Source organism: Pseudomonas cerasi, assembly GCF_900074915.1.
Lineage (GTDB): Bacteria > Pseudomonadota > Gammaproteobacteria > Pseudomonadales > Pseudomonadaceae > Aquipseudomonas > Aquipseudomonas cerasi.
Genome location: NZ_LT222319.1, coordinates 5,393,525 through 5,406,799, shown reverse-complemented (window position 1 = coordinate 5,406,799; position 13,275 = coordinate 5,393,525). Strand labels below are relative to the sequence as shown.

9 protein-coding genes are annotated in these 13,275 nt (G+C 60.8%); all 9 read left to right on the top strand.

Features of this window, described 5'->3' with window-relative positions; all coding sequences use genetic code 11:
* Positions 1 to 78: 78 nt before the first annotated feature.
* The 9 genes from PCPL58_RS26430 to gltB all read left to right on the top strand — a co-directional run bounded on the left by PCPL58_RS26430 (position 79) and on the right by gltB (position 13,192).
* Complete coding sequence (locus PCPL58_RS26430) at positions 79 to 1,143, top strand: pilus assembly protein PilM (RefSeq protein ID WP_003365992.1); 1,065 nt, start codon at positions 79 to 81, stop codon at positions 1,141 to 1,143.
* Positions 1,143 to 1,718, top strand: coding sequence for a PilN domain-containing protein (locus PCPL58_RS26425; protein ID WP_003365994.1), 576 nt, complete (start codon positions 1,143 to 1,145; stop codon positions 1,716 to 1,718). Before PCPL58_RS26430 ends, PCPL58_RS26425 begins: the two co-directional genes overlap by 1 nt.
* A complete protein-coding gene (pilO, locus tag PCPL58_RS26420; protein WP_003432147.1) occupies positions 1,715 to 2,338 on the top strand; it encodes a type 4a pilus biogenesis protein PilO in 624 nt (207 codons plus the stop codon). Before PCPL58_RS26425 ends, pilO begins: the two co-directional genes overlap by 4 nt.
* The gene (pilP, locus tag PCPL58_RS26415) at positions 2,335 to 2,862 is read left to right on the top strand and encodes a type 4a pilus biogenesis lipoprotein PilP (protein WP_003350151.1); all 528 of its coding nucleotides are present in this window, start codon (positions 2,335 to 2,337) and stop codon (positions 2,860 to 2,862) included. The genes pilO and pilP overlap by 4 nt, the downstream gene beginning before the upstream one ends.
* A gap of 47 nt (positions 2,863 to 2,909) precedes the next feature.
* Positions 2,910 to 5,015 (top strand): type IV pilus secretin PilQ, encoded by a 2,106-nt coding sequence (gene pilQ, locus PCPL58_RS26410; protein ID WP_003432146.1) that lies wholly within the window; start codon positions 2,910 to 2,912, stop codon positions 5,013 to 5,015.
* 4 nt (positions 5,016 to 5,019) lie between these two features.
* Positions 5,020 to 5,538 carry a shikimate kinase AroK gene (aroK, locus tag PCPL58_RS26405; RefSeq protein WP_003365999.1) on the top strand — a complete coding sequence of 173 codons (519 nt, stop codon included), beginning with the start codon at positions 5,020 to 5,022 and terminating at the stop codon, positions 5,536 to 5,538.
* Positions 5,539 to 5,653: 115 nt separating this feature from the next.
* Positions 5,654 to 6,757 (top strand): 3-dehydroquinate synthase, encoded by a 1,104-nt coding sequence (aroB, locus tag PCPL58_RS26400; RefSeq protein WP_065350824.1) that lies wholly within the window; start codon positions 5,654 to 5,656, stop codon positions 6,755 to 6,757.
* A 10-nt stretch (positions 6,758 to 6,767) separates the two neighbouring features.
* Positions 6,768 to 8,390, top strand: a complete 1,623-nt coding sequence (locus PCPL58_RS26395; RefSeq protein WP_058397764.1) for an SPOR domain-containing protein — start codon at positions 6,768 to 6,770, stop codon at positions 8,388 to 8,390.
* Positions 8,391 to 8,746: 356 nt separating this feature from the next.
* Positions 8,747 to 13,192, top strand: coding sequence for a glutamate synthase large subunit (gene gltB, locus PCPL58_RS26390; protein ID WP_054081260.1), 4,446 nt, complete (start codon positions 8,747 to 8,749; stop codon positions 13,190 to 13,192).
* Positions 13,193 to 13,275 lie beyond the last annotated feature (83 nt).

The following is a 13,275-nucleotide window of genomic DNA, read 5'->3' as shown; positions in this document are numbered from 1 at the left end:
CGCTACTGTCAAGGCTGTCGACAGTGACGTTGGCCCGAAATAACTCCGTAAGTGACGGAAACTCATAGGAATCAGGTTGTGTTCGAACTCTTCAGTAAGAAGGCCAACACCCTTCTAGGGATCGATATTAGCTCCACCTCGGTAAAACTCCTGGAATTGAGTCGTTCCGGCACCCGTTACAAGGTCGAGTCTTACGCAGTAGAGCCCTTGCCGGCCAACGCCGTCGTCGAAAAGAACATTGCCGAACTCGAAGGGGTCGGGCAGGCGTTGTCACGCGTACTCGTCAAGGCCAAGACCAGCGTCAAGATCGTGGCGGTTGCCGTGGCCGGTTCGGCGGTGATCACCAAGACCATCGAGATGGACGCCGGTCTTTCCGACGATGACATGGAAAACCAGCTCAAGCTTGAGGCTGATCAGTACATCCCCTATCCGCTGGAAGAAGTCGCCATCGATTTCGAAGTGCAGGGCTACTCGGTGCGCAACCCCGAGCGCGTCGAGGTGTTGCTGGCTGCCTGCCGCAAGGAGAACGTTGAAGTGCGCGAGGCCGCGCTGGCACTGGCCGGGCTGACCGCGCGCGTCGTCGATGTCGAGGCCTACGCCCTTGAGCGCTCTTTCGGGCTGCTGGCTGCGCAACTGGGCAACGGCCATGACGAACTGACGGTGGCCGTGGTCGATATCGGCGCCACCATGACCACCCTGAGCGTGCTGCATCACGGCCGGATCATCTATACCCGCGAGCAGCTGTTTGGCGGGCGCCAGCTGACTGACGAAATCCAGCGCCGCTATGGGCTCTCCATGGAGGAAGCCGGGCTTGCCAAGAAGCAGGGCGGCTTGCCCGACGACTACGTCAGCGAAGTGCTCGACCCCTTCAAGGAAGCGCTGGTGCAGCAGGTTTCCCGCTCCCTGCAGTTCTTCTTCGCGGCCGGTCAATACAACTCTGTGGATCACATCATGCTGGCAGGCGGCACGGCTTCGATTTCAGGGCTGGAGCATCTGATCCAGCGACGCATCGGCACTCCGACCATGGTCGCCAACCCGTTTGCCGACATGGCCCTGAGCGCCAAGGTCAATGCCGGGGCCCTGGCCAGTGACGCGCCAGCCCTGATGATCGCCTGTGGCCTGGCGTTGAGGAGCTTCGACTGATGGCGCGGATCAACTTATTACCGTGGCGCGAAGAGCTTCGCGAAGAACGAAAGAAACGCTTCCTGACCGCACTGGTCGGCGTGCTGGTGGTGTCAGTCGGCATTCTGTTTCTGATCGATCGTTACGTCAGCAATGCGATCGAGCATCAGATGGCGCGCAATGCCTTTCTGCAGACGCAGATTGCCCAGCTCGATATCCGCATCAAGGAGATCAGTGATCTCAAGGCTCGGCGCAAACAGCTGCTCGAGCGCATGAAGATCATTCAGGACCTGCAAGGCAACCGCCCGATCACCGGGCGCGTCTTCGATCAACTGGCGCGGACCCTGCCGGACGGCGTCTACTACTCACAGGTCAAAATGACCGACAAGCTGATTGCCATCAATGGCGCTGCCGAGTCGAACAACCGGGTTTCCGACCTGATGCGTAATCTTGAAGCCTCTGACTGGCTGGAAGCGCCGAGTCTGACCGAGGTCAAGGCCACCACGGCCGGTGCCGTGGATCAGGCCAATGTCTTTCAGCTGACCGTACGCCAGACCCAGCCGCCGGTTGCCGCTGCTCCAGGAGCCAAGCCATGAATATGTCCGAATGGCTGGAAGGGCTGCGCAAGGTCGATCTGAGCGAGCTGGACCTGAACAACCTGGGCTCATGGCCCGCAGCGGTCAAGGCCATTGCCGGGCTCCTGGTTGCGGTCATGATTTTCGCACTGGGCTATTTCTTCTTTATCCAGGACCTGGAAACCCAGCTGGAAAGTGCTCAGAACAGCGAGGTGACGCTCAAGGAACAGTTCTCCAACAAGGCCTTCCAGGCGGCCAACCTCGAGCCGTACAAGAAGCAGATGGAAGAGATGGAAAACACCTTCGGCGCCCTGCTACGGCAATTGCCCAGCGACACCGAAGTGCCCGGCCTGCTTGAGGACATCACCCGCACCGGGCTGGGAAGCGGGCTTGAGTTCGAGGAAATCAAGCTGCTGCCCGAGGCGGTCCAGCAGTTCTACATCGAGCTGCCGATACAGATCACCGTGGTCGGTGGTTATCACGACCTGGCGACCTTCGTCAGCGGTGTAGCCAGCCTGCCGCGCATCGTCACGCTGCATGATTTCGAGATCAAGCCGGTCGATCCCAAAGTGCCGACCAAGTTGCGCATGAGCATTCTGGCCAAGACCTACCGCTACAACGATGAAGGGCTGAAGAAATGAGGGCGGCGCGATTGCTGTGCGTCAGTGTGGTTCTGGCAGGGCTGGCCGGTTGCGGTAATGACAATGATTTTGCCGATCTGTCCGAATTCATGGATCAGGCCAGAGCCCGCCCGAGTGGCAACATCGAACCTTTACCCAAGTTTCGGCCGTATGAGGCGTTCACCTACAACGCCTCCACGCTGCGCAGTCCTTTCCAGCCGCCGGTCAAGATCGACCTGCTCAACCGCCAGAAGGGTTCACGGCTGGTGGCGCCGGACGAACACCGGGTCAGGCAGTTTCTTGAAGGTTTCAATATCGAGTCGTTCGAGATGGTCGGCACGATTGGCAACGAGTCGGGGACGTTTGCCCTGCTGCGCGGTGCCGGAGGTGTTCATCGCGTCAAGGTGGGCGATTATCTGGGGCGTAACAACGGCCGGGTAGTGTCGATCGGCGACGCGCAGGTTGATGTCATCGAAATTGTTCCTGATGGAGAGGGGGCGTGGCTGGAAAGGCCGCGCACTATCGCCCTCAAAGAACGCTCATGAAGTGGGCAAGGCCAAGTATGCACAGTAGCGCTCAACGGAAATTGATCATGACCCGGATTCTCTCGATTATCGGCGTGTCGTTATGCATCGCGGTGCTGGCGCCGGTTCTCCAGGCTGCCAACCTCAAGACCCTGGATGTCGCCGCCCTGCCGGGTGACCGCATCGAGCTGAAGCTGGCATTCGACGCCCCGGTGCCGGCACCGCGCGGTTACACCACGTCGCAACCAGCGCGCATTGCGCTGGATCTGCCGGGTGTTACCAGCCAGTTGGCGACCAAAAGTCGTGACCTGGGCACCGGTAATGCGCGCAGTGTGGTTGTGGTACAGGCTCAGGACCGCACCCGGGTGATCATCAACCTGACCACGCTTTCGCCGTACAGCTCCCGCGTCGATGGCAACAACCTGTTCGTGGTCATCGGCCAGGGTGCCGGCGCCGCGCAAGCTTCCCAACCGACCACCGCAATGGGTGCGCAACGGGTCGCGGTCCCTCCGCCCACGCCTGCATCCGCCAAACCGTTCATTCCCGCAGGCGTCAAGGCCATCCGCAATGTCGACTTCCAGCGTGGCGAGCTGGGTGAGGGCAATGTGGTCATCGACCTGAGCAACCCCAGCATTGCCCCGGATATTCAGGAGCAGGGCGGCAAGATCCGCGTGGACTTCGCCAAGACCCAGCTGCCCGAACCGCTGCGCGTCCGGCTGGACGTCAAGGACTTCGCCACGCCGGTACAGTTCGTCAGTGCTTCGGCGTCGGGTGACAAGGCCAGCATTTTGATCGAGCCGTCGGGCGCCTTCGACTACTCGGCGTTCCAGACCGAAAACAAGCTGACGATCAGTGTGCGGCCGTTGACCAATGAGGATCTGGACCGCCGCGCCGCCGACAAACCGGTGTACACCGGTGAAAAGCTGTCGCTTAACTTCCAGGACATTGATGTGCGTTCGGTGCTGCAGCTGATTGCCGACTTCACCAACCTCAATCTGGTGGCCAGTGATACGGTCCAGGGCGGTATCACCCTGCGTCTGCAGAATGTGCCATGGGATCAGGCGCTGGACCTGGTGCTGAAAACCAAGGGCCTGGACAAGCGCAAGGTCGGCAACGTGCTGCTGGTTGCGCCAGCCGATGAAATTGCCGCCCGCGAGCGTCAGGAGCTGGAGTCGCTCAAGCAGATCGCCGAGCTGGCGCCCCTGCGCCGTGAGCTGCTGCAAGTCAATTACGCCAAGGCTGCCGACATCGCCAAGCTGTTCCAGTCCGTGACCAGTGCCGAGTCCAAGGCCGACGAGCGCGGTTCGATCACGGTGGACGACCGGACCAACAACATCATTGCCTACCAGACCCAGGAGCGCCTCGACGAGCTGCGTCGTATCGTGTCGCAACTGGATATCCCGGTACGCCAGGTGATGATCGAGGCGCGCATCGTCGAGGCCAACGTCGATTACAACAAGCAACTCGGGGTTCGCTGGGGCGGTTCTACCAACACCAGCGGCAGCGGCAAATGGACAACCTACGGGCTGGATAATAACGGTGACGAGGCCGGTAACACTGGCAGCAGTACTACCTCCAACGTGCCGTTCGTGGACCTGGGCGCCGCTGATGCGACGACCGGTATCGGCCTGGGCTTCGTGACCAATAACACGCTGCTGGACCTTGAGCTGAGTGCCATGGAGAAAACCGGTAACGGTGAAATCGTCTCCCAGCCCAAGGTGGTCACCTCCGACAAGGAAACCGCCAAGATCCTCAAGGGTACGGAGATCCCGTATCAGGAATCCAGCTCCAGCGGTGCGACCACCGTGAGCTTCAAGGAGGCCTCCCTGTCGCTTGAGGTAACGCCGCAGATCACGCCGGACAACCGCATCATCATGGAAGTGAAGGTTACCAAGGACGAGCCGGACTACCTGAATGCGGTGCTGGGCGTACCGCCGATCAAGAAAAACGAGGTCAACGCCAAGGTGCTGATTTCCGACGGCGAAACCATCGTCATCGGTGGTGTGTTCTCGAATACGCAAAGTAAAGTTGTCGATAAAGTGCCATTTCTTGGCGATGTACCGTATCTTGGCCGGCTTTTCAGGCGCGATGTGGTATCCGAGTCCAAATCCGAGCTGTTGGTATTTCTGACTCCGCGTATCATGAACAACCAGGCGATTTCTGTGAGTCGTTGATTTTGTGCGAAATTTAATACTTGTGGGGCCGATGGGTGCTGGCAAGAGCACCATCGGCCGTTTGCTTGCCAAAGAATTGCGACTGCCGTTCAAGGATTCCGACAAGGAAATCGAGCTGCGTACGGGCGCCAACATTCCCTGGATCTTCGACAAGGAAGGCGAACCGGGTTTTCGTGATCGCGAGCAGGCCATGATTGCCGAACTGTGCGACGCCGATGGCGTGGTTCTGGCGACCGGCGGTGGCGCGGTCATGCGCGGCGAAAATCGCCAGGCACTGCGGGCCGGCGGGCGCGTGGTGTATCTGCATGCCTCGATCGAGCAACAGGTGGGGCGCACCGCGCGTGATCGCAATCGTCCTTTGCTGCGTACCGCCGATCCTGCCCGGGTACTGAGCGAGCTGCTGGCCATCCGCGACCCGTTCTATCGGGAAATCGCCGACATCGTGATTGAAACCGATGAGCGGCCTCCCCGAATGGTGGTTCTCGAGATACTGGCGCGACTGGCAGAGCTTCCTCCCCGTTAAAGCGCAGGCGAAAATGCGCTATTCTCGTCGACCAGCAAAACAGCGTCGGTTCATGGCCTTGCGTCATGAGATGCTGAAGCACAAACCGTCCAATCGGTAATCAATGTGGGGACACATGCAGACACTTAAGGTCGAGCTTGGTGAGCGTAGCTACCCGATCCATATTGGCGAAGGCCTGCTGGATCAGTCAGAGCTCCTGACCCCGCATATCGTCGGGCGTCAGGTGGCTATCGTTTCCAACACGACAGTGGCACCTCTGTACCTGGAGCGCCTGACGCGAACCCTGGCCGGTTACAACGTTCTGCCGATTGTTCTGCCCGATGGCGAGGCGTTCAAGAACTGGGAAACCCTGCAGACCATTTTCGATGGCTTGCTGACCGCCCGCCATGACCGTCGCACCACGGTCATCGCTCTGGGCGGCGGGGTGATCGGCGACATGGCCGGGTTTGCCGCCGCCTGTTATCAGCGCGGCGTGAACTTCATCCAGATCCCGACCACGCTGCTGTCTCAGGTGGACTCATCGGTCGGCGGCAAGACCGGTATCAATCATCCGCTGGGCAAGAACATGGTGGGTGCCTTCTATCAGCCGAGCGTGGTGCTGATCGATACCGCTTCGCTCAATACCCTGCCCGAGCGTGAACTGTCCGCCGGGCTGGCCGAAGTCATCAAATATGGCCTGATCTGCGACGAGCCCTTCCTGACCTGGCTCGAAGAGCACGTCGATGCACTGCGCGGCCTGGACCAGGCGGCGCTGACCGTAGCCATCGAACGTTCCTGCGCCGCCAAGGCGCTGGTGGTCGGCGCCGATGAGCGCGAGTCCGGCGTTCGTGCGACATTGAACCTGGGTCACACATTCGGGCACGCCATCGAGACGCATATGGGCTATGGTGTCTGGCTGCATGGCGAGGCGGTTGCTGCCGGTACGGTCATGGCGCTGGAAATGTCCTCGCGCCTGGGCTGGATCAGCACGCAGGAGCGGGATCGCGGCATTCGTCTGTTTCAGCGTGCCGGGCTGCCGGTCGTGCCACCGCAGGACATGACGGAAGACAATTTCCTCGAACACATGGCGATCGACAAGAAAGTCATCGACGGTCGCCTGCGTCTGGTGCTGTTGCGCCGGATGGGTGAAGCGGTCATCACGGACGATTATCCAAAAGAAGTATTACAGGCCACTCTGGTTGCGGATTATCGCGCCCTGGTGGATCAGCTCAGAGGTTAACGGAAACCCCATGACTAGTTTGCATGCCGACGAGGCCTTCCTCGGCCATTATCAGTTGAGTCATGACCCCTTTGCTGCGCGGGTACCTGGCTTCAAATTCTTTCCTGCCCAACGCAAGCCTGTGCTGGGTCAGCTTCATCATCTGGCGCGCTACAGCCAGCTGCTGCTGGCGGTCACCGGGCCTCAGGGCAGCGGCAAGACCCTGCTGCGCCAGGCGCTGGTGGCGAGCACCAACAAGCAGTCGGTGCAAAGTGTCGTGATTTCTGCGCGCGGAGCAGGTGATGCGGCAGGCGTGCTGCAGCAGGTCGCGCAGGCGCTGAGCGTCGCGCAGGCTGAAATGCAGTCGATCCTGTCGCAGGTCGTGCAGCTCGGGCTGACCGGCCAGGAAGTCTACCTGCTGGTTGACGATGCGGAACAACTTGGCGATTCGGCGCTCGAAGCGTTGCTGGGTCTTGCTGCGGGAACGCCTGAAGGGCGTCCGCATGTATTCCTGTTCGGAGAGCCATCGCTGCTCGATCGTCTCGATCAGATGTGTGCCGACCTGCAGGGTGATGTCGAAGGCGAACGCTTTCACGTCATCGAGCTGCAACCCTATACGGAAGAGGAAACCCGGGAGTATCTGGCTCAGCGTCTGGAGGGTGCAGGGCAGGGAATCGCGTTGTTCACCGCCGACCAGATCACCGATATTCATGAACAGTCCGATGGCTGGCCTGGCGCAATCAACCAGGTAGCCCGCGATTCAATGATCGAGGCGATGATCGCGAGTCGTTCCGCGGTCAAGCGTCCAAGTGTGGGGTTCAAAATGCCGAAAAAACACGTATTGGCCTTGGGTGCCGTTGTCATAGTGGCCGTGGCAGCAGCCGTGCTGATCCCGGGTCGCGGCGACAAGACGGGTACACCTGCCAATGCCCCGGCTTCCGCTCAGGCGCAACTGCCGCTGGGTGAAGGCAAGCCAACTGCTCAACAATCGAATAACGGCAGCCCGGCCATCGAATTCGCTGGTAACTCCCAGCCGATGCCGCTACCGATGAATGGCTCTCAGCCGGTGATGCGCGGTCCTCTGGCCGAGGCTGCCGGGTCCAGTGATTCCGACGAAGACGCAGTGCCGACAGGTTCGCCTGCGCAGCCGCCGACCGTCACCACTACGGCGCCGCCAGCGGGTGTGCCGGCAGGTCAGGCCGCAGCACAGACGCCTCGCTCGTCCATCCCGGCACCGACCCCTGCGCCAGCCGCCAAGCCGGCCCCTGCGCAGACTCAGGTCGCAACAGCCAAGCCTGCCCCGACTCCGGCTCCTGCTGCCAAGCCTGCTGAAAAACCGGCAGCGGCGGCGGCCAAACCGGCTGCCGGCGGTAGCTGGTACAGCAGCCAGGCACCCGGTCACTACGTGGTCCAGATCCTCGGCACCAGCTCCGAAGCGACGGCTCAGGCCTACGTTGCAGAGCAGGGTGGCGAGTATCGTTATTTCAAGAAAACCCTACAGGGCAAGCCGCTGTACGTCGTGACGTACGGCAACTTTCCTGACCGTGCTGCCGCCCTGGCAGCCATCAAGGTATTGCCAGCCAAGGTTCAGGCTGGTAAACCTTGGCCTCGTACTGTCGCCAGCGTCCAACAAGAGCTCGGCGCCACTCGTTGAAGTCGCAGCGGCCCTACCCGGGCCGCCCGCCGACCTACCTGACTTAACCCGCCTGAGCGCGCCGCATGTCGGCGCGCCTTGCGGCGTCTGCGTTACAAGCGCCTTACAGTCTCCCGTCGCGTCAGTCAGATTCACGAAGAAATACTTTGACTAGCACAGCGACCCGTTTTAAAACTTTCATAATTGCGACATTGATTATCAACCAGTCGTCGTTAAATTTGTTAGCCCTTGTGTCGCTGTGTACAATGACCTCCGTTTTGCCTGTCCGAAGCTGGCGCACGTTCGGCGTGACAGGTAATTGGTTGAATTAAAAGGAAATTTGCCTCGAATAGAGGCAGCCTGGTGAGAAAGTGTCTATGAAAGCAGGTCTGTACCAACCAGATGAATTCAAGGATAACTGCGGCTTCGGCCTGATCGCTCATATGCAGGGCGAGCCCAGTCATCACCTGTTGCAGACGGCCGTTCAGGCCCTGACCTGCATGACCCACCGTGGCGGTATCAACGCCGACGGCAAGACCGGCGACGGTTGCGGTCTGTTGATTCAGAAGCCCGACGGCTTCCTGCGTGCGATCGCCAAGGAACACTTCGCCGTCGATCTGCCCCGCCAATACGCTGTGGGCATGGTGTTCCTCAATCAGGACGACGCCAAGGCCGACGCCGCACGCGAAAACATGAACCGTGAAATCCTCGCCGAGGGCCTGGATCTGGTGGGCTGGCGTCAGGTGCCGATCGATACCAGCGTTCTGGGTCGTCTGGCGCTGGAGCGCCTGCCGAAAATCGAGCAGGTATTCATTGGCGGTGAAGGCCTGAGCGATCAGGAATTCGCCATTAAGCTGTTCAGTGCGCGTCGCCGCTCGTCGGTGTCCAACGCCGCAGATACCGATCACTACATCTGCAGCTTTTCGCACAAGACCATCATTTATAAAGGCCTGATGATGCCGGCCGACCTCACGGCCTTCTTCCCGGACCTGAGCGACGAGCGTCTGCAGACCGCTATCTGCGTGTTCCACCAGCGTTTTTCCACCAATACCCTGCCGAAATGGCCGCTGGCGCAGCCGTTCCGCTTCCTCGCCCACAACGGCGAGATCAACACCATTACCGGCAACCGCAACTGGGCACAGGCGCGACGCACCAAGTTCACCAACGATCTGATGGACCTGGACGAGCTGGGTCCGCTGGTCAACCGCGTGGGCTCTGACTCGTCGAGCATGGACAACATGCTCGAGCTGATGGTCACCGGCGGCATCGACCTGTTCCGTGGCGTGCGCATGATCATTCCGCCTGCGTGGCAGAACGTCGAGACCATGGACCCGGACCTGCGGGCGTTCTATGAGTACAACTCCATGCACATGGAGCCGTGGGACGGCCCTGCGGGCGTGGTCATGACCGAAGGTCGTCATGCGGTCTGCCTGCTCGACCGCAACGGCCTGCGCCCGGCGCGCTGGGTCACCACCAAGAACGGCTACATCACCCTGGCGTCGGAAATCGGCGTATGGGACTACAAGCCTGAAGACGTCATCGCCAAGGGCCGCGTCGGCCCTGGGCAGATCTTTGCCGTGGACACCGAAACCGGTCAGATCCTCGACACCGATGCCATCGACAACCGCCTCAAGTCGCGTCATCCGTACAAGCAATGGCTGCGCAAGAATGCCCTGCGCATTCAAGCCACCATGGAAGACAACGACCACGGTTCGGCTTTTTACGACAGCGAGCAGCTCAAGCAGTACATGAAGATGTATCAGGTCACGTTCGAAGAGCGTGATCAGGTGCTGCGCCCGCTGGGTGAGCAGGGTCAGGAAGCCGTAGGCTCGATGGGTGATGACACGCCAATGGCTGTGTTGTCGCGTCGTGTGCGTTCGCCTTACGACTACTTCCGCCAGCAGTTCGCGCAGGTGACCAACCCGCCGATCGACCCGCTGCGCGAAGCCATCGTCATGTCGCTGGAAATCTGCCTCGGTGCCGAGCGCAACATCTTCCAGGAATCGCCGGAGCACGCCTCGCGCGTGATCCTCAGCTCGCCGGTCATTTCGCCAGCCAAGTGGCGTTCGCTGATGAACCTGGAGCGTCCGGGCTTCGAGCGCCATATCATTGACCTGAACTACGATGAAAGCCTGGGTCTTGAAGCCGCTGTGCGCAGCGTTGCCGACCAGGCCGAAGAGGCCGTGCGTTCCGGTCATACGCTGATCGTGTTGAGCGACCGACACATCGCACCGGGCAAACTGCCGGTGCACGCTTCACTGGCGGTCGGCGCGGTTCACCACCGTCTGACCGAACAGGGCCTGCGCTGCGACAGTAACATTCTGGTCGAAACCGCGACGGCGCGTGACCCGCACCATTTCGCCGTGCTGATCGGCTTCGGCGCCTCGGCGGTCTATCCGTTCCTGGCTTACGAAGTGCTGGGCGACCTGATCCGTACCGGCGAAGTGCTGGGCGATCTGTACGAAGTCTTCAAGAACTATCGCAAAGGCATCACCAAGGGCCTGCTCAAGATCCTCTCGAAGATGGGCATCTCGACCGTTGCGTCCTACCGTGGCGCGCAGTTGTTTGAAGCCATCGGCCTGTCCGAGGAAGTCTGCGATGTCAGCTTCCGCGGTGTGCCGAGCCGCCTGAAGGGCGCGCGCTTCGTCGACATCGAAGCCGAACAGAAGGCGCTGGCTGCCGAAGCCTGGAGCCCGCGCAAGCCGATCCAGCAAGGCGGCCTGCTCAAGTTCGTGTTTGGTGGCGAATACCACGCCTACAACCCGGACGTGGTCAGCACTCTGCAGGCTGCCGTGCAGCAAGGCGACTACAGCAAGTTCAAGGAATACACCTCGCTGGTGGACCAGCGTCCGGTGTCGATGATTCGCGACCTGCTGCAGGTCAAGACACTCGATCAGCCCTTGAACATCGACGAAATCGAGCCGCTGAGCGAAATCCTCAAGCGCTTCGACTCGGCCGGTATTTCGCTGGGTGCCTTGTCGCCCGAGGCCCACGAAGCGCTGGCCGAGGCGATGAACCGTCTGGGCGCGCGCTCCAACTCCGGTGAGGGTGGCGAAGACCCGGCTCGTTACGGCACGGTTCGCAGCTCCAAGATCAAGCAGATCGCGACGGGCCGCTTTGGCGTGACGCCCGAGTACCTGGTCAATGCCGATGTGCTGCAGATCAAGGTTGCGCAGGGCGCCAAGCCGGGCGAGGGCGGGCAATTGCCGGGCGGCAAGGTCAATGGGCTGATCGCCAAGCTGCGTTATGCGGTGCCGGGTGTGACGCTGATTTCGCCGCCACCGCACCACGACATCTATTCCATCGAAGACTTGTCGCAGCTGATTTTTGACCTGAAACAGGTCAACCCGGCGGCGCTGGTGTCGGTCAAGCTGGTGGCAGAAGCGGGCGTCGGCACCATTGCCGCCGGTGTCGCCAAGGCCTACGCCGACCTGATCACCATTTCCGGTTACGACGGTGGCACCGGTGCATCGCCACTGACCTCGATCAAATACGCCGGCGCACCGTGGGAGCTCGGGCTGGCCGAAACTCACCAGACCCTGCGCGGCAACGACCTGCGCGGCAAGGTTCGGGTACAAACGGACGGTGGTCTGAAAACCGGCCTGGACGTGATCAAGGCTGCCATCCTCGGGGCCGAAAGCTTCGGCTTCGGCACCGCGCCGATGATCGCGCTGGGCTGCAAATACCTGCGTATCTGCCACCTGAACAACTGCGCCACCGGCGTAGCGACCCAGAACGAAAAGCTGCGCAAGGACCACTACATCGGCACCGTCGACATGGTGATCAACTTCTTCACCTACGTGGCAGAAGAAACCCGCGAATGGCTGGCCAGGCTGGGTGTTCGCTCGCTGGAAGAGCTGATCGGCCGTACCGACCTGCTGAACATCCTGCCGGGCGAAACCGAGAAGCAGCAGCATCTGGACCTGACACCCTTGCTGGGCAGCGACCATATTCCGGCCGACAAGCCTCAGTTCAGCCTGGTGGATCGCAACCCGCCGTTCGACAAGGGCCTGCTGGCCGAGAAGATGGTGGAGATGGCCAGGCCGGCCATCGAGTCGCTCAGCGGCGGCGACTACGAACTGGAGATCTGCAACTGCGACCGTTCGATCGGCGCGCGCATCTCCGGCGAAATCGCCAGACTGCATGGCAACCAGGGCATGAACAAGGCACCTGTCACCTTCCGCTTCAAGGGCACTGCCGGCCAGAGCTTCGGGGTGTGGAACGCCGGTGGCCTGAACATGTATCTGGAAGGCGATGCCAACGACTACGTCGGCAAGGGCATGACCGCTGGCAAGCTGGTGATCGTGCCGCCCAAGGGCAGCCCGTTCAAGACCAATGAAAGCGCGATTATCGGTAACACCTGCCTGTACGGCGCAACTGGCGGCAAGCTGTTTGCAGCGGGCACGGCTGGCGAGCGTTTCGCTGTGCGTAACTCCGGTGCCCACACTGTCGTTGAAGGCACTGGCGATCATTGCTGCGAATACATGACGGGCGGTTTCGTCTGCGTACTGGGCAAGACCGGCTACAACTTCGGTTCCGGCATGACCGGTGGTTTCGCCTACGTGCTCGACCTGGACAACACCTTCGTTGACCTCGTCAACCATGAACTGGTCGAGATCCAGCGTATCAGCGGCGAATCGATGGAGGCTTACCGCACTCACCTGCAAAGCGTCCTGAATGAGTACGTCGCGGAAACCGACAGCGAATGGGGCCGTAATATCGCGGAAAACCTGGACGATTACCTGCGTCGTTTCTGGCTGGTCAAGCCCAAGGCTGCCAACCTGAAATCGCTGCTCTCCAGCACTCGGGCCAACCCGCAATAACAGCAGCTGCGAGCGGCAAGCTTCACGCCGCACGTTAACAGCAGTGCGCCAATTGCCTGCGATCATGATTCCCGCAGCTTCAG

Excerpts from the sequence above, each read along its gene's own strand:
- PCPL58_RS26395 (WP_058397764.1), top strand. The coding sequence starts at position 6,768 with ATGACTAGTTTGCATGCCGACGAGGCCTTCCTCGGCCATTATCAGTTG.
- pilO (WP_003432147.1), top strand. The coding sequence starts at position 1,715 with ATGAATATGTCCGAATGGCTGGAAGGGCTGCGCAAGGTCGATCTGAGC.
- pilQ (WP_003432146.1), top strand. The coding sequence starts at position 2,910 with ATGACCCGGATTCTCTCGATTATCGGCGTGTCGTTATGCATCGCGGTG.
- PCPL58_RS26425 (WP_003365994.1), top strand. The coding sequence starts at position 1,143 with ATGGCGCGGATCAACTTATTACCGTGGCGCGAAGAGCTTCGCGAAGAA.
- gltB (WP_054081260.1), top strand. The coding sequence starts at position 8,747 with ATGAAAGCAGGTCTGTACCAACCAGATGAATTCAAGGATAACTGCGGC.
- pilP (WP_003350151.1), top strand. The coding sequence starts at position 2,335 with ATGAGGGCGGCGCGATTGCTGTGCGTCAGTGTGGTTCTGGCAGGGCTG.
- aroB (WP_065350824.1), top strand. The coding sequence starts at position 5,654 with ATGCAGACACTTAAGGTCGAGCTTGGTGAGCGTAGCTACCCGATCCAT.